Consider the following 18021-nt stretch of genomic DNA (forward strand, 5'->3'; position numbering starts at 1 on the left):
TTTTTTCTGCTGCGGTTGACGCCCAAGTATAGGTGCGCGGGCAGTAGGTTCCGCGGCGTCTGACAGTGCAGATCAGGACAGGAGACGAGTGAAACTTCCGAGCGTGGCGCAGGCTATTGACGGGAAACCATTCGTCCCGGTCGCTGCGCCGTCAATGTCGCACAGCGGGACACGAGCATGTCCCGCAGCAGATTGATGGGTTTACTCAATTGCGCACGGTGGGCGCACAGCAGGTTGAGCGGGGTGCGCTCGCCCTGCAGTTCCGGCAGGATCAAACGCAAGCGCCCGGCCAGCACATCGGTGCTCACATCCAGCCAAGACTTGTAGGCGATGCCCATGCCCGCCACCGCCCAGCGGCGCACCACATCAGCGTCATCGCTGAAGCGATCGCCGCTGACCGTCAGGCTTACGTGGCGCTTGCCATCGTAAAAACCCCAGTGGTCGTGGACGCGGCTGCCGAGCATGTACAGCAGGCAATTGTGCTGGGCCAATTGTTCCAGATGCCGCGGCTCGCCATGCCGGGCGAGGTAACTGGGGGCGGCGCAGAGTACGCGAATATTGTCCGCAGCAATGGGCAGCGCAATCAGGCTGGAGTCTTCGGGTTCGCCGTAACGCAGGGCAATGTCCACGGGCTGACGGAACAAGTCAGCAATGCGATCACCGAGCAACAGGCGCACGTTCAGTTGCGGATGCTCCTGCTGGAACGCATCCAGCCACGGCAACAGTTGGTTGCGGCCAAAATCCGAGGGTGCCGACAATTGCAGCACACCACTGACGTGATCCTGGCCACTGGCCAATAGGCGCCGCCCTTCATCCAGCGCACTCAGTGACGCCCGTGCGTACTCCAGAAAGCCCTCACCTTCGGCCGTCAGCCGAAGGCTGCGGGTAGAGCGCGCCAGCAAGCGCGTGCCCAGTTGCTGTTCGATACGCTTGAGTGCAGCACTGGCCACCGCCGGTGACAGGTCCATGACCCGCGCCGCGGCCGACAGGCTGCCTAAGTCCGCTGCCCGCACAAACAACTGCAAATCATCAAAACGCAGCATGCATACCCACTCATTATCAATATTTGGTTGAAACAGCCTGCTGTTTTAGCCGCTTTTATCGGCGTGGGAAATAGCCAATCATCTGCCCATCCCGTTAGCCCGTGCCAGGAGTCGACTATGTCCACCGCTTTTAATGTCATCGCCACGCTGATCGCCAAACCCGGCCAGCACGCCACCCTGGAAACCCTGCTGCGCGGCCTGCTGGAACCGACCCGCCTGGAAGCCGGTTGCGAGCAGTACGACCTGCACCAGGACCTGCAACACCCCGAGACCTTCTACATGCTCGAGCGCTGGAGCGACGACGCTGCGCTGGCCGACCACGACCAGAGCGCGCATATCCAGAGCTTTCGCGCCAAGGCCGCCGATGTGATCGAACACTTCGAACTCAAACGCCTGAAATTTCTCGCCTGATCCCGCCTTTTTTGTAGGAGCGAGCGTGCTCGCGAAAACCCAACGACGAGGCGCGAAACCAGAAACACCACGTCATCGTTGACGATCTTCGCGAGCAAGCTCGCTCCTACCTTGACCGTATTCACTTGGAGTCATCATGAAAGCCATTGCCTACTACGCCTCACTGCCGATCAACGATCCAGAATCCCTGCAAGACATCGAATTACCAGCCCCCGTTGCCGGCCCCCGTGACCTGTTGGTGGAAGTCAAAGCCATCTCGGTCAACCCGGTGGATACCAAGGTGCGCCAGAACGTCGCCCCGGAAAATGGCGCCGCCAAGGTGCTGGGTTGGGACGTGGCGGGTGTGGTCAAGGCGGTCGGCAGTGACGTGACGTTATTCAAAGTCGGCGACAAGGTGTACTACGCCGGTTCCCTGGTACGCCCAGGCGGCAACAGCGAACTGCACACCGTGGATGAACGCATCGTCGGCCATATGCCCCGAAGCCTGGGGTTTGCCGAGGCGGCCGCATTGCCGCTGACCGCTATCACTGCGTGGGAGCTGTTGTTCGAACGCTTGCAGGTCGCTGAAGGCAAAGACGATCAAGGCCAGAGCCTGCTGATCGTCGGCGCTGCCGGTGGCGTGGGGTCGATCCTGACTCAACTGGCTAACCAGCTCACGGCGCTGAAGGTCATCGGCACTGCCTCTCGCCCCGAGACTCACGCATGGGCCAAGGCCCTGGGAGCGCACATGGTGATCGACCACAGCCAGCCGCTGAGCGAAGTGTTGAAACAGGCCGGGCACCGGCAAGTCACCCACGTTGCCAGCCTGACCCAGACCGAGCATCACTTGGACCAACTGGTCGAAGCGCTGCAACCCCAAGGCAAGCTGGCGTTGATCGACGATCCCAAGGCCCTGGATGTGAGCAAGCTCAAGCGCAAGAGCCTGTCGCTGCACTGGGAGTTCATGTACACCCGTTCGATGTTCGAGACCCCAGACATGATCGAGCAGCACAACCTGCTCAACCGCGTGGCCGAACTGATCGACGCCGGCACCCTGAAAACCACGGTGGGCGAGCACTTCGGCGTGATCAATGCGGCGAACCTGCGCCGCGCCCACGCCCTGCTGGAAAGCGGCAAGGCCAAGGGCAAGATCGTGCTGGAGGGGTTCTGAAAAAACGGCTGTCAGTGTCGTCCGTTATCCACGTAGGTAATGGACGACACCATTAGTCCGAGAGTTGATCCTTGTCATATTTATGAGCCCGTTCAGGTTTATATTGGCCGCCTTTGCCACGATTCTTTTACGTGAGGAAGTCAGCAATGAAAATCCTGATAAAAGCGTTAGCAAAATCCCCCGGCAGCCAATGGCAAGTTCGTCTCGACGGCGAGGCCATCACCTTTCGCAGTGAAGCCGAGGCCCGCGCCTTCGCCGACACGCTGCAGGCCCGGATCCAGGCTCCCCACCGCTTCCCCCTCAACCAGCAACGTTCCGCTGGCTGAACCGAACGTCAGACCTGCGCCTGTACGGCCCTTGCCCGTTGCAGGCGCTGGGTCGCCATGGCAATGGTCACCGCCAGCACCCCGCAGAGGCAGATGACCATGGCCATCGGCATCGCCGTGCCGTTGTGCAACACACCGACCAACGACGCCGCGCCTGCCGCCACACCAAACTGAATGCAACCGAGCAACGCCGACGCGCTGCCGGCCCGAGTCCCCTGCCCGCTCATGGCACAGGCCGAGGTATTCGGCAAAATGCAGCCCAGGCTGGCGATGCAGATAAACAGCGGCACCAGCAACGGCCATAGCGCCTCGGTGCGCAACGCGGCAATTCCCAACAGCGTCAACGCCGCCGCCACGTACACCCACACGGTGCGCGACAGCAAAAACGCGGGGCCGCGCTTGGCGAGCAATCTTGCGTTCAGTTGCGCCACCAGGATAAAGCCCGCGGCGTTGGAGCCGAACAACCAGCCGTAATGCTCGGCCGGCACGCCATAGAGCTTGATAAATACGAAGGGGGAGCCGGCGATGTAGGCAAACATCCCGGCAATCGAGATGCCGCCGGTCAAGGCATAGCCCAGGTACACCCGGTCTGACAGTAGCGAGCCGTAGCGGCGCAACGAGCCCGACAACGGCTGACGCGGCTGATCGGCCGGGAAGGTTTCCGGCAACCCGACCGCCACGGCGATGGCCGCCATCACGCTGAACAACGACAACGCCAGGAAAATCGACTGCCAGCCCCACACGCCGACCATCAGGCCACCGGCCAATGGCGCCAGGATCGGGGCCAGGCCGGTCACCAGCATCAGTTGCGAATACACCTTGGCCGAGCCCACGGCATCGCATTTGTCGCTGACCACCGCCCGGGAAATCACCATGCCCGCACATCCGCCAAGGGCCTGCACGAAGCGTGCGCCAATCAACCATTCCAGGGACGGCGCATACGCACAGGCGAAAGACGCGAGGGTAAACAGGGTGACGCCGCTGAGCAGCGGCACGCGCCGGCCAAAGCGGTCGGCCAGCGGCCCGTAGATCAATTGGCCAATAGCCAGGCCCGCGAAATACACGGCCAGGGTCAGCTGGATATGTTTTTCATCAGTGGCGAAGGCCGTGGCCATTGCCGGAAAGCCCGGCAGGTAAAAGTCGATCGCCAACGGCGCGAAGGCGCTCAAGGCGCCCAGAATCAGGATTATGCGAAGGTTCATCAGACACCCAAGTGAGTCGGCAGCTCAACAGTCTAGCCGCGCTTGGGTGCCATGAACATTACGTTAGGTGGCTAACGATCAGAAAAATCACGCCAGCTTGGCGCTGTAGCCTTCTTCGGTTATCAGGCCGATCACGTCATCTGCAGATAAGCGGCTTTCCACACCCACTTCTTTCGCTGCCAAATCCACCTTTACACTCGCCGCCGGATCCTTGCTCTGTACCGCCTGGGTCACCGCTTTAACGCAGTGGCCGCAGGTCATTCCTTCAACGCTGAATATTTGCATGACATGACTCCTTTGATGAGGTTGAGCCCAGTGTCGAGCTTGCCATGATGGCAAGGTCAAGTTCTCAGTATTTCTGCCGGGCTGGTATTCGGCGGCGACGTCGGCCAAGCTTCAACCTCCCTAGCTGTGAACCACGGAGCATTCGCCATGCGCTGGTTGTTTTTTGTCCTTGCCGGCCTGATGAGCTTGCCTGCCGCTGCGCCCCAGGCCCTCGCTGCTGAAGATTATGCGGTGCTGATTATTTCCCGCGAACGCCTGGAAGTGCCGACCCACTGCGAGATCGGCCTGTATATCCAGGACCAACTGGCCGGGCGTCTGTTCCAGGAACAGGCCACCGCCTTCAACCTTCCCCCTGGCGATGTGTCGTTGCGCCTGAAAGTGTTGCCGAGCCAGGCCCCCGGCTGTCTGCCAGGCATGCTCGCGCCACCCGCGCAGAACATCACCTTGAAAGCCGGTGACGTACGCAAATTACGCATTGCCCAGGGCCCGGACGGCATGTACCTCAAAGCCGCGGCATTGGAATACTGAAGGGGCTTGACCTTCCCCACAGGTTAAGGTTGATCCTAGTGGCAACTTCTTCTGGAGGACTGCCCCATGAATGGATCCACCACCTTTGACCTGCCCATCGGCGGCATGACCTGTGCCAGCTGTGCCGGGCGGGTCGAACGCGCGCTGGGCAAGGTGCCGGGCGTGCAACGTGTCAGCGTCAACCTGGCCAATGAACGCGCGCACATCGAAGTACAGGGCCAGATGGACCCCAGCGTGCTGATCGCCGCTGTCGACAAAGCCGGCTACACCGCCACCCTGCCCCAAAGCGAAACCGCCACCGACGCCGATCAAGCCCGACGCCTGCGCCGCGAGCGCTGGTCGCTGGTGGCGGGCATTCTGCTGGCGTTGCCCTTGGTGCTGCCGATGCTGGTAGAACCCTTCGGCCTGCACTGGATGCTCCCCGCCTGGATACAGTTTGCCCTGGCCACACCGGTGCAATTCATCCTGGGCGCGCGCTTTTATGTCGCCGCGTGGAAAGCCGTGCGCGCCGGCGCCGGCAATATGGACCTGCTGGTGGCGATCGGCACCAGTGCCGGCTACGGCCTGAGTATCTATGAATGGCTCACCGCCGCCCCAGGCGTGACGCCGCACCTGTACTTCGAAGCCTCGGCGGTGGTAATCGCCTTGGTACTGCTGGGCAAATACCTGGAAAGCCGCGCCAAGCGCCAGACCGCCAGCGCCATCCGCGCCCTTGAAGCCTTGCGGCCGGAACGGGCGATCCGCGTGCAGGACGGCCGCGAAGAAGACGTCGCCATCAGTGCGTTGAAGCACGGTGACCTGGTGCTGGTCAAACCCGGCGAACGCTTCCCGGTGGACGGTGAAGTGGTGGAAGGCCTGAGCCATGCCGATGAAGCGCTGATCAGTGGCGAAAGCCTGCCGGTGCCCAAACAACCCGGCGATGCGGTCACCGGTGGCGCCATCAACGGTGAAGGCCGTTTGCTGGTGCGCACCCTGGCCCTGGGCGCAGAAAGTGTACTGGCGCGCATCATCCGCCTGGTCGAAGACGCCCAGGCCGCCAAGGCACCGATTCAGAAACTGGTGGATAAAGTCAGCCAGGTGTTCGTGCCGGCCGTGCTGGTATTGGCGCTGATTACCGTCGTGGGCTGGTGGCTGTACGGCGCCTCCCTGGAAACCGCCATCATCAATGCGGTCGCCGTATTGGTGATCGCCTGCCCTTGTGCCTTGGGCCTGGCCACGCCGACCGCGATCATGGCCGGCACCGGCGTCGCCGCGCGCCATGGCATTTTGATCAAGGACGCCGAAGCCCTGGAGCGTGCCCACGCCGTGAGCGCCGTGGTGTTCGACAAAACCGGCACCCTCACCTCAGGCGCGCCCAACATTGCGCATTTGGCGGCCGTGGATGGTGACGAAGCCCTATTGTTGCAACAGGCCGGCGCCTTGCAGCGCGGCAGTGAGCACCCACTGGCCAAGGCCGTGCTGGATGCTTGCCGCAAAAGAGGCTTGGACGTGGCCGATGTGAGCGCCAGCCAATCCCTCACCGGGCGCGGCATTGCCGGTACGCTCGACGGTCGGCCACTGGCGCTGGGCAATCGCCGCTTGCTGGAAGAAACCGGCCTGGACGCAGGCGACTTGGGCCCGCGAGCCAAGGAGTGGGAAGCCGAAGGCCGCACCTTGTCCTGGCTGATCGAGCAAGGTGCGCAGCCGCGCGTGCTGGGGCTGTTTGCCTTTGGCGACACGCTCAAGCCCGGCGCGTTGCAAGCCGTGCAACAACTCAAGGCGCAGCACATCAGCAGCCACCTGATCACCGGCGATAACCACGGCAGTGCACGGGTGGTGGCCGAGGCCTTGGGCATCGACGATGTGCATGCCGAAGTACTGCCCGCCTATAAAGCCGCTGCCGTGGCCGAGCTGAAAAAAACCGGCGTGGTGGCCATGGTCGGCGACGGTATCAACGATGCACCAGCCCTGGCCGCTGCCGATATCGGCATCGCCATGGGCGGCGGCACCGACGTGGCCATGCACGCCGCCGGTATCACCTTGATGCGTGGCGACCCGCGCCTGGTGCCGGCCGCCCTGGAGATCAGCCGCAAGACCTACGCGAAAATTCGACAGAATCTGTTCTGGGCCTTTGTGTATAACTTGATCGGCATTCCCCTGGCCGCCTTCGGCCTGCTCAACCCGGTACTGGCTGGCGCCGCCATGGCCTTGTCCAGCGTCAGCGTGGTGAGTAATGCCCTGCTGTTGAAAACCTGGAAACCCAAGGACTTGGAGGATCAACGCCCATGAACATCGGCCAAGCCGCCCGCACCAGCGGGCTAAGCGCGAAGATGATTCGCTACTACGAAGCCATTGGCCTGCTGAAAACCGCCCACCGCACCGACAGCGGCTACCGGGTGTACGGCCACGACGACCTGCACACCCTGACGTTCATCAAGCGCTCGCGGGACCTGGGGTTTTCACTGGAAGAAGTCGGCAAGTTACTGACCCTGTGGGAGGACCGGCAGCGGGCCAGCGCCGACGTAAAAGCCCTGGCGCGCCAGCACATCGACGAGCTGAACCACAAGATTCGTGAGCTGGGGCAACTACGCGATACCTTGCAGGACCTGATGGAGCACTGCCAAGGCGATCACCGGCCCGATTGCCCGATCCTCAAGGAGTTGGCCGCGGGCAACTGCTGCGCCTGACAGACCGTACGCAATGATCGCTCCCACGCTCCGCGTGGGAATGCCGCTTTCGACGCTCCGCGTCACGCTTTGGGACGCAGAGCGTCCAGGGATGCATTCCCACGCAGAGCGTGGGAACGATCAATGTGGGAGCTGGCTTGCCTGCGATAGCATCACCTCGGTGTCACTGATACACCAAGGTGCCTGCATCGCAGGCAAGCCAGCTCCCACATTGTGAGTTACTGCATCCAAGGCGGCGGCGGTGGCTCGTCCGGCACTTTGCTCGGTGGCGCGTCATCCGCTGCGCGAATCGCCTGGCGACGCTCTTCATCCAGCCGCGCCGCTTCGATTTCGCGGATCACACCGCCCACATCCGCCAGTTCTTCCGGTTCGTCGAACTCACCGGTCAATACACTGGCCGGGTGCAAGGTGCCGGCTTCATACAGCGCCCACATTTCCTTGGCGTACTTGGTTTTCTTCAACTCCGGGGCAAAACGCCCGAAGTAGGAAGCCATGTTGCCAACGTCGCGCTCCAGCATGCTGAACGCGTGGTTGTTACCCGCCGCATCCACCGCCTGGGGCAGGTCGATGATTACCGGGCCCGTAGGCGTGAGCAGTACGTTGAACTCGGACAGGTCACCGTGCACCAGGCCGGTGCACAGCATCAGCACGATCTGGGAGATCAGGAAGGCGTGGTATTCGCGCGCCTGGTCCGGCTCCAGCACGACGTCATTCAGACGCGGCGCCGCATCGCCGTATTCGTCGGCCACCAGTTCCATCAACAGCACGCCTTCGAGAAAGTCGAACGGCTGGGGCACGCGAACGCCCGCACCGGCCAGGCGAAACAGCGCCGCCACTTCCGCGTTCTGCCAGGCATCTTCGGTTTCTTTCTTGCCGAACTTGGAGCCCTTGGCCATGGCTCGTGCCTGGCGGCTGTTACGGACCTTACGGCCTTCCTGGTATTCGGATGCCTGACGAAAACTTCGTTTATTCGCCTCCTTGTAAACCTTGGCGCAACGCAATTCATTGCCGCAGCGCACCACATAAACAGCTGCTTCTTTACCACTCATCAGAGGGCGCAGCACTTCGTCGACCAGACCGTCTTCGATCAGGGGTTCAATGCGTTTAGGAGTCTTCATCAGCTTTTATTGTGGGTCCTGTATTACCAAACACGCGTGTGGAACTCGTTATACGGCAATCGGCTCGCCGGGGGGAGAGGCTACTGACCTCTGACCCCTTGAGAATGCATTCAATGGGCCAATTTTATCGGCAATCAGCGTTCGATAATCGCCGTCACGCCTTGGCCACCGGCGGCACAGATGGAAATCAGCCCACGGCCCTTGCCCGCCGCATCCAACAATTTAGCCAAGTTGGCGACGATCCGCCCACCGGTGGCGGCAAACGGATGGCCCGCCGCCAGGGAACTGCCCTTGACGTTGAGCCGGCTGCGGTCGATCGACCCCAGCGGTGCGTCCAGGCCCAGGCGGGTCTTGCAATAGTCGGCGTCTTCCCAGGCCTTGAGCGTGCACAGCACTTGGGCGGCGAAGGCTTCGTGGATCTCGTAGTAATCAAAGTCCTGCAAGGTCAGGCCGTTACGCGCCAGCAAGCGTGGCACCGCATACACCGGCGCCATCAACAGGCCCTCGGCGCCGTGGACGAAATCCACCGCCGCTGCTTCGCCATCGCGCAGGTAAGCCAGGATCGGCAGGCCGCGCTCCTTGGCCCACGCCTCGCTGCCCAGCAGCACCAGAGAGGCACCATCGGTCAGGGGCGTGGAGTTACCGGCGGTGAGCGTGCCCTTTTCGCTGCGCTCGAAGGCCGGCTTGAGGCTGGCGAGTTTTTCCAGGGTCAGGTCGGGGCGCAGGTTGTTGTCGCGGGTGAGGCCGAGAAAGGGCGTGAGCAAATCGTTGTGCCAGCCTTCGGCGTAGGCCGCCGCCATCTTCTGGTGGCTCTCCAGCGCAAGCTGGTCCTGCTCGGCGCGGGGGATCTGCCAGGTCTGGGCCATCAGCTCGCAGTGCTGCCCCATGGACAAACCGGTGCGCGGTTCGCCGTTGCGCGGCAGTTCCGGCTTGAGGTGATGAGGACGAAGTTGTAACAGGAGTTTTAATTTATCTCCCAGGGATTTGCTGCGGTTGGCTTGCAGCAGGATCTTGCGCAGCCCTTCATTCACACCAATCGGTGCATCCGAGGTGGTGTCCACCCCGCCGGCAATGCCGCATTCAATCTGGCCCAGGGCGATTTTATTGGCCACCAGCAGCGCCGCCTCCAGCCCGGTGCCGCATGCTTGCTGGATGTCGTACGCAGGGGTTTGCGGTGACAGGCGCGAGCCGAGCACGCATTCACGCGTCAGGTTGAAATCACGGGAGTGCTTGAGCACCGCGCCGGCGGCCACCTCGCCCATGCGCAGGCCGTGCAGGTTGTAGCGCTCGATCAGGCCCTCCAGCGCGGCAGTCAGCATCGCCTGGTTACTCGCCGTGGCATAGGGGCCATTGGAACGGGCGAAAGGAATGCGGTTACCGCCAATGATCGCTACACGGCGCAATTGAGTCATGGAAAGCTCCCTTGTGGTGGTGGGTGGAATCATCAAGCCTAGCCTAGGCTCAATCGAACGACTGCCACCCCAGGGTGGTCAACCTTTGAACCCCAGCCTTCGGAGAGCGTTCCATGTCTGACCGTTATATCGACTTCGCCAACTCAAGCCTCGGCCATCGCCTGGTCGCCGCCATTGGCCTGCCGTCACCGGTACGCCTGGAACGCTGGCAAGCCGGGCGCCTGCGCCCGGTCGAAGGCGCCCTGCTGCTGGGCGGTGGCGCATTGGCAACCCAGGTGCTGGCGTTTGCCAACCGACTCACCGACGCCGTCTACAGCTACGGCGCCGAAGCCTCGACAGCGCCCGCGTGGATTCCAGGACACGGCCCCAAGCTCAAGGCGGTGGTGTTCGACGCCAGTGCTTTGCAACACACCGAGCAGCTCAAGCAACTGCGCGAATTCTTCCAACCGCTGCTGAAAAATCTCGACCACAGTGCACACCTGGTAATCCTTGGCCGAGCGCCGGAAAGTCTCAGCGACCCCTTCGCCGCTAGCGCCCAGCACGCCCTGGAAGGCTTCAGCCGCTCCCTGGCCAAGGAGCTGCGCAGCGGTGGCGTGCTGCAGTTGCTGTACGTGGGCGACGGCGCCGAAGACCAGTTGGAAGGCGCGCTGCGGTTTTTCCTCTCGCCCAAAAGCGCTTATATCTCCGGCCAGGTGATTCGCCTGGCGGCCTGCGATACGCCGGTGCAAGATTGGACGCGCCCGCTGGCCGGGCGCAAGGCATTGGTTACCGGCGCCGCTCGAGGCATCGGTGCCTCCATCGCCGAAACCCTGGCCCGCGACGGCGCCGAGGTCATTGTGCTCGATGTGCCCCAGGCCAAGGCCGACCTTGAAGCCCTGGCCGCACGCCTGAATGCGCGCACGGTGGTGCTGGATATCTGCGCTGAAGATGCCGCACGCCAACTGATCGAGCACCTGCCAGACGGGCTCGACATCCTGGTGCACAACGCCGGCATCACCCGCGACAAAACCCTGGCCAACATGACCCCGGAATACTGGGACGCAGTGCTGGCGGTCAACCTCAAGGCTGCGCAAGTGCTGACCAAGGCCCTGCTCGACAACGACACCCTGCAAAACAACGCTCGGGTGGTGTTGCTGGCCTCCATCAGTGGCATCGCCGGCAATCGTGGGCAAACCAACTATGCCGCAAGCAAGGCCGGATTGATCGGCCTGGCTCAAGCCTGGGCGCCGCTGTTGAAGGAACGTGGGATCAGCATCAACGCCGTTGCGCCTGGGTTTATCGAAACCCAGATGACCGCGCATATCCCCTTCGCCCTGCGTGAGGCCGGGCGCCGCATGAGTTCCCTGGGTCAAGGTGGCTTGCCCCAGGATGTGGCCGAAGCCGTCGCCTGGCTGAGCCAGCCGGGCTCCGGTGCGGTCAGCGGCCAGACGCTGCGAGTGTGTGGGCAAAGTCTTCTGGGAGCGTAAGCATGCAATGGCAAACGTTGGACAGCACCCCGTCTCTACTGCCGCTGTATTGGCACGCGGCGCTCAAGCGCAAGATCACCGGCAGCACATTGCCCGAACGTGGGTTGCGCTGCCGGATGAGTGTCAATCCCGGCGCGGTTGCGGCTTATCGCAAGGTATGCGGCTTTGCTGACAGCCCGATGCTGCCCGCGACTTATCCGCATATCCTCGCGTTCGGCCTGCAACTGCAATTGCTGACGGACAAGACTTTTCCATTTCCGCTGCTGGGGTTGATCCACCTGCGCAATCGCATCCGTATTCATCGGCCTTTAGGTGGAGTCGGTGACGTGAGTGTCGGTGTCTACGCACGCAATCTCAGCCCCCATCCCAAGGGGGCCACCTTTGACATCGTCACCGTTATAGAGGATGCCCTTGGGCTCTTGTGGGAAGCCGAAAGCCAAATGTTATGCCGGGGCGTGAAGCTGGAAGGCGAAGCCCTGGAGAGCGGATTGCAAACCCCAGGCACGCTCACCGAATTGACGCGCTGGAAAGCGCCCACTGACATAGGCCGCCGCTACGCACGCGTGTCTGGCGACTACAACCCCATCCACCTTAGTGCGCCTACCGCCAAGCTGTTCGGTTTTCCCCAGGCCATCGCCCACGGGTTGTGGAACAAGGCCCGCACCCTCGCGGCGCTGGCAGAACACTTGCCGGCCGCCAATATTGAAATTGACGTCGAGTTCATGAAGCCGGTGCGCCTGCCCAGTGAAGTGATATTAATAAGTAGCGCGGCCGGTTCCAGCGGAGGGTTGGAACTCAAAGGCGCTGGGGATATTCAACACATGCGGGGCAAGTGGCAGCCGATTTCCTGAAAACCCCCTGATTAATTGTATATATACACCCTAAGTTATAGCGGACCTTGAGAGGTCCGCCGTTTTTTACAAGCCTTTGATTTTAATCATCTAAACAATCCGAAACACCCTCCCATTACACCTTTGGTATTAGTTCCTAAGCCGACTAAGCCCGGGTGTATATAAATCGTTAATACCAAGTTGAGCATTGCGTGAAAGAGTGCCCTGGCCTGAGATAGCCACACGGACAAACCTATCGTTATCCAAAGAAATAACGAGGGTTTGAAACAACCAAGGTTGTACCAGGTGCAAGGAACTCAATCATGAAAACTCAAGTCGTGTTTTGGAAAGCAAGTACCGCGCTGGCCCTCGTTCTGGCAATGAGCCTGGGCGGCTGCAGCAGCGGTGGTGGCGGGCATAAATCCAGCGTGGCGGCGTCATCGCCGGATGCGGGTGCAGGCGCCGGAGGCGGCACAGGAGGAGGTACTGGTGGCGGTGATGGCGGTACAGGCGGAGGGACCGGTGGTGGCACAGGCGGCGGTGACGGCGGCACTGGCGGTGGAACCGGTGGTGGCACGGGCGGCGGTGACGGCGGAACTGGCGGTGGGACCGGTGGTGGCACGGGCGGTGGTGACGGCGGCACCGGCGGTGGTACTGGTGGCGGCACGGGCGGTGGTACTGGTGGCGGCACCGGCGGCGGCACTGGCGGTGGTACTGGTGGCGGCACCGGCGGCGGCACTGGCGGTGGTACTGGTGGCGGCACTGGCGGCGGCACTGGTTCGACAACCACCCCATTGGTCACCGGCCAGATCGCCGGCACCCTTGGCACCACAGTCGGCAATGTCGGTACAGCGGTCGGTAACCTGGGTTCGACGTTGAATGGCGTACCCATCGTCGGCGCAACCGCTGGCGGCCTGGTCACCTCGGCAGGCACCGCTGTTAACAGCATCGGCACTGGCGTAACCGCCGGCTTGGGCTCACTGGGCACCAACACCAACTCCCTGGGCACCACGGTAGCAGGCGTAGGTAATGGGGTGGCCGATTTGGGCGGCGGCCTCTCGACCACCGGCCAATCACTGTCAACCACCCTCGGGGGAGTACCCGTCGTCGGCGGTGTGACAGGCGGAGTAGGCACTGCGGTAGGTGGCGTTGTGGATAAAGTCGGCACCACCGTCACCATGCTCGGCGATACCCTCAGCACGGCCAGCACCACGGGCCCACTGGGTTCATTGACCAATACCTTAGGCAGCAAAGTAGTGGTGCCTGTAGTGTCGCTGGTGGAAAACACCACCGGCAACCTGGGCAACGCAACCGGCCTGGGCGCTCCACTCAATGGCGTACTGGATAAAGTCGGTTCGGCTGTCACTGGCCTGGGTACTCAAGTCGCCAGCACTGGCGGCACGGGCAACCCGGTCACCGGTATTGTCGGCACCGTGCTCACTGGCGTCGGTGGCACACTGGATAAATCGGGCGGTTATGTGGCCCCAACCGGTGGCACCTCGGCTCCCGGCATTCCAGAGCTGGTGGGTGGCCTGGTGGCTAACGTGGGTACCGGCCTGAACGTGGGCAACACCAACGGCACTGTCAGTGCAGCGGGTGTGACCGGTGGTGCAGTCGGCGGCACCGTTGCGTCGCTGGGCACTGTGCTGGGTGGCACAGGTGTAGCAAACACCGCAGCTACCGCACCGGTCGCCACCGTGGCGGCCAATGTCGGCGCAGCGCTCAATCCTGTGACCAGCGGCGTCACCAACCTGACGCAAACCATCGGCACGACTACCGGTGTGGGTGCTCCGGTGAATGGTTTGGTCACTCAAGTCGGCGGCGCAGTCAGCAGCTTGGGTACCAACCTGACGGCGGCCAACGCCAACCCGATCACCAACGCGGTAGGCACCACCGTCACAGCGGTCGGCGGCACCGTCGCCTCGGTGGGTGGCCTGGTGACGGGCGGCACCACTGGCGGCACCAGCGGTGGTTTGCTCGGTGGCCTGAATATCGGCACCACCGCCACAGCAACCGGCACGGCCACAACCACAGGCGGCACTACGGCCACTGGCGGTCTGGGCGGTTTGTTGAACGGCCTGACCGGCAAATAGAAATGCACCTGGCCGATTAGACGGCCTCCCCTACAGCGCCTACGCTTGGTTGAGACGAGAGACCTTTAATAAGTCTCTCGTCTTTTTTATGGGCGGCGACACGCTTTATCAATCGCCGCCCTCCCGAACCGAGTCCCAGAACCCGGCGGGCCCGAAGCGCTGCTGCAGTTGACCATGGAGTGTCCTATGCGCGTGTTGACGCCGTTGTTATTGCTCACCCTCAGTGCCTACGTCCAGGCCGAGACCCTTCCCAGCTTTCTTAACAGCAACGACACTGTCCGCACCCTGCCGGTGCCCAACCTGCCCGCCGACGCCTACCGACCACCCTCGTCGAAAACCCAGGTACCTGAAGCGCCACCGACTGCCGGCCAGCCGCTGTTGATGGACACCAAGGTCACTATTCGAAAGTTGCAGATCGAAGGCGGAACGGTCTACCCGCTCGCCGAGACGGCACAGGTGTATGCGCCGTTGATTGGGCGAGAAACCAACCTCGCCCAACTGATTGAAGCGACCCGTGGGATCACCCGCCGTTACCAGGAGGATGGCTACCTGCTGTCCTACGCGTTCCTGCCGCAACAGAATTTCGAAAACGGCCTGGTCCGCGTGGTACTGGTGGAGGGCTACATCAAGGACTATCAACAAACCGGCGACATCGGTTCGGTGTCGGCCTACGTCGATAAACTCGCGCAGAAGCTCCTGGCTGAGCGCCCGCTGACCCGCAAGACTTTCGAGCGCTACACCACGCTGATGAGCCGCATCCCCGGCCTCAGCGTACAGGCGCAAGTGCCGCCACCGGGCACCACTGATGGCGCCACGCACATGCAGATCCAGGCCAGCCGCAAACCTTTCACCACCAGCATGAGCCTGGTGCAAAAAAGCCGTGGCGGCACGCAAGCGTTGCTGAGCGCCACCAGCAATTCCCAGACGTCCATGGGCGAGCAGCTCAGCGTCAGCGGCCTGTTCCCACCCGGCGAGGACAAAGAACACTACTACCGTGTGGACTACAACCAGTTCATCAACGCCGAGGGCACCCAACTGGCGCTCGCCGCCGAACGCTATCGCGCCGACCCCAACAGCAGCGTGCAACTGGATGGCGGTTTCGAACTCAAGCCGCACCAGTCCATCGACCGCTACTCCATTGGCCTGAGCCATCCGTTCATCGCCTCCCCCACCGAGTCGCTCACCCTGGGCACGCGCCTGTACGCGGTCGACCAGACCACGCGCTATAAACTGGTGGGCTACCCGCTGCGTTTCGACATCGAATCCAACCTGCGCGCCCTGGCCTTCGAAGGCGATTGGCGCAAAGCCGACGCGCAACGCCTGCGCATCATCAGTGGTGGTCTGTACCAGGGCATCGACGGTCTGGGCGCCAAGGCCCGCAGTGACCTGGGCGTGGCCAAACCCGACCTCGACTTCTTCCGCCTGCGCCTTTCCGGCGTGCAAAGCGACAAGTTCTTCGACAACTGGCAAGGCGTGTTGTCGGGTGCGCTGTACTGGAGCGACAACACCCTGCCCGACAGCGAGCGCGCGACCTTCGGCGGGCAGAATTTCGGCCGTGGCTACCCGGACGACCAAGGCTCGGGCGACAAGGGCTGGGGGGTGGCGTACGAGGTCAACTACAGCTTCAACCGCACCGGCAACTGGGTGAAGATCCTGCAACCCTACGTCGTAGTCGACCGCGCCAAATCCTGGTTCAACGACCTGCCGGTCAAGGCCAACGACATGTCCTCGGCGGCGGTGGGTTTACGTTTTGGCGACAAGAAGTACTACAACATCGCGCTGGAGGCGGCCAAGCCAATGTCGGATATCGCCCTGGACAGCTTTAATCGCAGGCCGCGATATACGCTGAGTTTCAGTTATCAACTGTGATGAGGGCACCTGTAATCAACGTGGGAGCGGGCTTGCTCGCGAAGGCAGTGTGTCAGTCAATGAATCTTTAACTGAACCACCGCTATCGCAGACAAGCCAGCTCCCACAAGGGTCTGTGTTGCTCACAGAATCAGTGCCCGACACAGATCCCAGCGACCTGACAGCCGAGCCCCCTCTACCTGAGCCCCCGCAATCAAACGGTGGGAGCTGGCTTGCCTGCGATGAGGGCCGGACAGTCGGCGACTAAGTGCCTGGCACCCCACGAGCCAAATGTGGGAGCGGGCTTGCTCGCGAAGGCAGTGTGTCAGTCAATGAATATTTAACTGAGCCACCGCTATCGCAGGCAAGCCAGCTCCCACAAGGGTCTGTGTTGCTCACAGAATCAGTGCCCGACAGATCCCTGCGGCTTGACAGCCGAAACCTCTCTACCTGAGCCCCCGCGATCAAACGGTGGGAGCTGGCTTGCCTGCGATGAGGGCCGGACAGTCGGCGACTAAGTGCCTGGCACCCCACGAGCCAAATGTGGGAGCGGGCTTGCTCGCGAAGGCGGTGTGTCAGTCAATGAATATTTAACTGAGCCACCGCTATCGCAGGCAAGCCAGCTCCCACATTTAATAAGCGGTGCCGGTCCGTTACCGACCAGGTGTAGAGAGGGGAAACAGGCTATTGAGGGTATCGAGCAAGCGAGCCAGGTAGATCGGCTTGCGAAACAGATCCAGCACCTGCAAGCGCAGCATATCGCTGACATCATCCATTTCTGCATGACCCGACATCACGATCACAGGCAAATGCGAGCGTGAGGTGTGTTCGCGCAGGCGCTTGATCAAGGAGATACCGCTTTCCTCGGGCATGCGCAGATCGGTGATGACCAGGGCGATATCGGGGTGAAGTGTCAATTCTTGCAAGGCGAAGGTGACGGAAGTCGCGGTAAAACAGACGAATCCCTCGTTTTCGAGGGATTCGGCCAACTCGATCAGCGCATCCTCCTCGTCATCCACCAATAGGATTTGTTGGCGGGATGACGAACGGTGGGTCATGGGCGGTACCTTATAAAGAGAATCGCCAAAACAATTACAGACAACGCTGCATGTTAAGTCGCCGCCGGCAAGGCGTCTGACACTTTCTGGAAGACACCTTTGATTTTATCGCCAAGTCCAGTGCCAAAGCCAATGATAACCAACGCAACTATCGCCACAATAATCACATATTCAATGGCCGACGCCCCGTCTCTACGGCGCAGGAATAACTGAGCGTGAATGTAAAATTTCAAGAACAGGTCAAGGATCATATGAGATCTCCTTCATGCGCCATAAAGCGCCGATACAGCTGGCCCGCACAATGATTGCCGTGTGCCACTAGAGCATTGTCAACAAATTTAACACTCACAACTGTAAGAACGAATTAATCATAAAGTATTAGTCGCCGCGCCAGCCCCACAAATCCGTTATTTACAGCCCCTGCTTTAACCGCGCAGATAAATTTTCATTCAGTAATGGCAATTTGTCCTAGCTGGGCTACCTTCAAATAGCCAAATCGTTAGTTGTTCATCACAGCCCAGTTGCGAATTTAACTCGTTTGGATTAACGGGAATAAAAGCAGTGCAACAGGATAGGGAGCGCCGT

Annotated in this window: 17 protein-coding genes; 10 read left to right on the forward strand and 7 right to left on the reverse strand. The window is 61.6% G+C overall.

Going from position 1 to position 18021, the window contains the following annotated elements; translation table 11 throughout:
* Nucleotides 1-113: 113 nt before the first annotated feature.
* Nucleotides 114-1043, reverse strand: a complete 930-nt coding sequence (locus BMH52_RS09320) for a LysR family transcriptional regulator (RefSeq protein ID WP_032902910.1) — start codon at nucleotides 1041-1043, stop codon at nucleotides 114-116.
* 117 nt (nucleotides 1044-1160) lie between these two features.
* On the opposite strand from BMH52_RS09320, the gene BMH52_RS09325 reads away from it, so the two are divergent.
* The 3 genes from BMH52_RS09325 (at nucleotide 1161) to BMH52_RS09335 (ending at nucleotide 2930) form a co-directional block, all read left to right on the forward strand.
* On the forward strand, nucleotides 1161-1454 hold the full coding sequence (locus BMH52_RS09325; protein ID WP_003188253.1) for a putative quinol monooxygenase: 294 nt from the start codon (nucleotides 1161-1163) through the stop codon (nucleotides 1452-1454).
* Between the two features lie 136 nt (nucleotides 1455-1590).
* Nucleotides 1591-2604 carry a zinc-binding alcohol dehydrogenase family protein gene (locus BMH52_RS09330; RefSeq protein WP_073843460.1) on the forward strand — a complete coding sequence of 338 codons (1014 nt, stop codon included), beginning with the start codon at nucleotides 1591-1593 and terminating at the stop codon, nucleotides 2602-2604.
* Between the two features lie 146 nt (nucleotides 2605-2750).
* Nucleotides 2751-2930, forward strand: coding sequence for a hypothetical protein (locus BMH52_RS09335; protein WP_014716767.1), 180 nt, complete (start codon nucleotides 2751-2753; stop codon nucleotides 2928-2930).
* Between the two features lie 8 nt (nucleotides 2931-2938).
* Here the strand turns inward: BMH52_RS09335 and BMH52_RS09340 are convergent, their stop codons facing one another.
* Together BMH52_RS09340 and BMH52_RS09345 are read right to left on the reverse strand one after the other, a co-directional pair.
* Nucleotides 2939-4132: a multidrug effflux MFS transporter gene (locus BMH52_RS09340; RefSeq protein WP_073843461.1), complete on the reverse strand. Its 1194-nt coding sequence runs from the start codon at nucleotides 4130-4132 to the stop codon at nucleotides 2939-2941.
* A gap of 87 nt (nucleotides 4133-4219) precedes the next feature.
* Nucleotides 4220-4417, reverse strand: coding sequence for a heavy-metal-associated domain-containing protein (locus tag BMH52_RS09345; RefSeq protein ID WP_014716765.1), 198 nt, complete (start codon nucleotides 4415-4417; stop codon nucleotides 4220-4222).
* 147 nt (nucleotides 4418-4564) lie between these two features.
* Here BMH52_RS09345 and BMH52_RS09350 point away from each other — a divergent pair, with 147 nt between their 5' ends.
* The 3 genes from BMH52_RS09350 to cueR all read left to right on the forward strand — a co-directional run bounded on the left by BMH52_RS09350 (nucleotide 4565) and on the right by cueR (nucleotide 7611).
* A complete protein-coding gene (locus BMH52_RS09350; RefSeq protein ID WP_073843463.1) occupies nucleotides 4565-4945 on the forward strand; it encodes a hypothetical protein in 381 nt (126 codons plus the stop codon).
* A 66-nt stretch (nucleotides 4946-5011) separates the two neighbouring features.
* Nucleotides 5012-7213 (forward strand): cation-translocating P-type ATPase, encoded by a 2202-nt coding sequence (locus BMH52_RS09355; RefSeq protein ID WP_073843465.1) that lies wholly within the window; start codon nucleotides 5012-5014, stop codon nucleotides 7211-7213.
* The gene (gene cueR / locus BMH52_RS09360) at nucleotides 7210-7611 is read left to right on the forward strand and encodes a Cu(I)-responsive transcriptional regulator (protein WP_014716762.1); all 402 of its coding nucleotides are present in this window, start codon (nucleotides 7210-7212) and stop codon (nucleotides 7609-7611) included. Before BMH52_RS09355 ends, cueR begins: the two co-directional genes overlap by 4 nt.
* Nucleotides 7612-7829: 218 nt before the next feature.
* Here cueR and BMH52_RS09370 read toward each other — a convergent pair whose 3' ends face one another.
* Together BMH52_RS09370 and BMH52_RS09375 are read right to left on the reverse strand one after the other, a co-directional pair.
* Entirely contained in the window at nucleotides 7830-8729 is a 900-nt protein-coding gene (locus BMH52_RS09370) for a PA4780 family RIO1-like protein kinase (RefSeq protein WP_014716761.1), read from the reverse strand.
* A gap of 134 nt (nucleotides 8730-8863) precedes the next feature.
* Nucleotides 8864-10141: an acetyl-CoA C-acetyltransferase gene (locus tag BMH52_RS09375; RefSeq protein WP_032902907.1), complete on the reverse strand. Its 1278-nt coding sequence runs from the start codon at nucleotides 10139-10141 to the stop codon at nucleotides 8864-8866.
* A 113-nt stretch (nucleotides 10142-10254) separates the two neighbouring features.
* On the opposite strand from BMH52_RS09375, the gene BMH52_RS09380 reads away from it, so the two are divergent.
* The 4 genes from BMH52_RS09380 (at nucleotide 10255) to BMH52_RS09400 (ending at nucleotide 16399) form a co-directional block, all read left to right on the forward strand.
* Nucleotides 10255-11607 carry a 3-oxoacyl-ACP reductase gene (locus tag BMH52_RS09380; protein ID WP_014716759.1) on the forward strand — a complete coding sequence of 451 codons (1353 nt, stop codon included), beginning with the start codon at nucleotides 10255-10257 and terminating at the stop codon, nucleotides 11605-11607.
* Between the two features lie 2 nt (nucleotides 11608-11609).
* The gene (locus BMH52_RS09385) at nucleotides 11610-12458 is read left to right on the forward strand and encodes a MaoC/PaaZ C-terminal domain-containing protein (protein WP_073843467.1); all 849 of its coding nucleotides are present in this window, start codon (nucleotides 11610-11612) and stop codon (nucleotides 12456-12458) included.
* A 302-nt stretch (nucleotides 12459-12760) separates the two neighbouring features.
* Nucleotides 12761-14530: a collagen-like triple helix repeat-containing protein gene (locus BMH52_RS09395; protein WP_083610635.1), complete on the forward strand. Its 1770-nt coding sequence runs from the start codon at nucleotides 12761-12763 to the stop codon at nucleotides 14528-14530.
* A 186-nt stretch (nucleotides 14531-14716) separates the two neighbouring features.
* Nucleotides 14717-16399, forward strand: a complete 1683-nt coding sequence (locus tag BMH52_RS09400; protein WP_020302458.1) for a ShlB/FhaC/HecB family hemolysin secretion/activation protein — start codon at nucleotides 14717-14719, stop codon at nucleotides 16397-16399.
* 632 nt (nucleotides 16400-17031) lie between these two features.
* On the opposite strand, the gene BMH52_RS09405 is transcribed toward BMH52_RS09400, so the two are convergent.
* Nucleotides 17032-17436 (reverse strand): response regulator, encoded by a 405-nt coding sequence (locus tag BMH52_RS09405; RefSeq protein ID WP_073843469.1) that lies wholly within the window; start codon nucleotides 17434-17436, stop codon nucleotides 17032-17034.
* A gap of 53 nt (nucleotides 17437-17489) precedes the next feature.
* Complete coding sequence (locus BMH52_RS09410) at nucleotides 17490-17687, reverse strand: Flp family type IVb pilin (protein ID WP_003188231.1); 198 nt, start codon at nucleotides 17685-17687, stop codon at nucleotides 17490-17492.
* Nucleotides 17688-18021 lie beyond the last annotated feature (334 nt).

The sequence above is a fragment of the Pseudomonas sp. BTN1 genome, from assembly GCF_001907715.1.
GTDB classification, from domain to species: domain Bacteria; phylum Pseudomonadota; class Gammaproteobacteria; order Pseudomonadales; family Pseudomonadaceae; genus Aquipseudomonas; species Aquipseudomonas paracarnis.

Coding starts and splice junctions, on each gene's coding strand:
- BMH52_RS09325 (WP_003188253.1), top strand. CDS start 1,161: ATGTCCACCGCTTTTAATGTCATCGCCACGCTGATCGCCAAACCCGGC.
- BMH52_RS09410 (WP_003188231.1), bottom strand. CDS start 17,687: ATGATCCTTGACCTGTTCTTGAAATTTTACATTCACGCTCAGTTATTC.
- BMH52_RS09385 (WP_073843467.1), top strand. CDS start 11,610: ATGCAATGGCAAACGTTGGACAGCACCCCGTCTCTACTGCCGCTGTAT.
- BMH52_RS09370 (WP_014716761.1), bottom strand. CDS start 8,729: ATGAAGACTCCTAAACGCATTGAACCCCTGATCGAAGACGGTCTGGTC.
- BMH52_RS09400 (WP_020302458.1), top strand. CDS start 14,717: ATGCGCGTGTTGACGCCGTTGTTATTGCTCACCCTCAGTGCCTACGTC.
- BMH52_RS09340 (WP_073843461.1), bottom strand. CDS start 4,132: ATGAACCTTCGCATAATCCTGATTCTGGGCGCCTTGAGCGCCTTCGCG.
- BMH52_RS09345 (WP_014716765.1), bottom strand. CDS start 4,417: ATGCAAATATTCAGCGTTGAAGGAATGACCTGCGGCCACTGCGTTAAA.
- BMH52_RS09355 (WP_073843465.1), top strand. CDS start 5,012: ATGAATGGATCCACCACCTTTGACCTGCCCATCGGCGGCATGACCTGT.
- cueR (WP_014716762.1), top strand. CDS start 7,210: ATGAACATCGGCCAAGCCGCCCGCACCAGCGGGCTAAGCGCGAAGATG.
- BMH52_RS09350 (WP_073843463.1), top strand. CDS start 4,565: ATGCGCTGGTTGTTTTTTGTCCTTGCCGGCCTGATGAGCTTGCCTGCC.
- BMH52_RS09330 (WP_073843460.1), top strand. CDS start 1,591: ATGAAAGCCATTGCCTACTACGCCTCACTGCCGATCAACGATCCAGAA.
- BMH52_RS09335 (WP_014716767.1), top strand. CDS start 2,751: ATGAAAATCCTGATAAAAGCGTTAGCAAAATCCCCCGGCAGCCAATGG.
- BMH52_RS09395 (WP_083610635.1), top strand. CDS start 12,761: ATGAAAACTCAAGTCGTGTTTTGGAAAGCAAGTACCGCGCTGGCCCTC.
- BMH52_RS09320 (WP_032902910.1), bottom strand. CDS start 1,043: ATGCTGCGTTTTGATGATTTGCAGTTGTTTGTGCGGGCAGCGGACTTA.
- BMH52_RS09380 (WP_014716759.1), top strand. CDS start 10,255: ATGTCTGACCGTTATATCGACTTCGCCAACTCAAGCCTCGGCCATCGC.
- BMH52_RS09405 (WP_073843469.1), bottom strand. CDS start 17,436: ATGACCCACCGTTCGTCATCCCGCCAACAAATCCTATTGGTGGATGAC.
- BMH52_RS09375 (WP_032902907.1), bottom strand. CDS start 10,141: ATGACTCAATTGCGCCGTGTAGCGATCATTGGCGGTAACCGCATTCCT.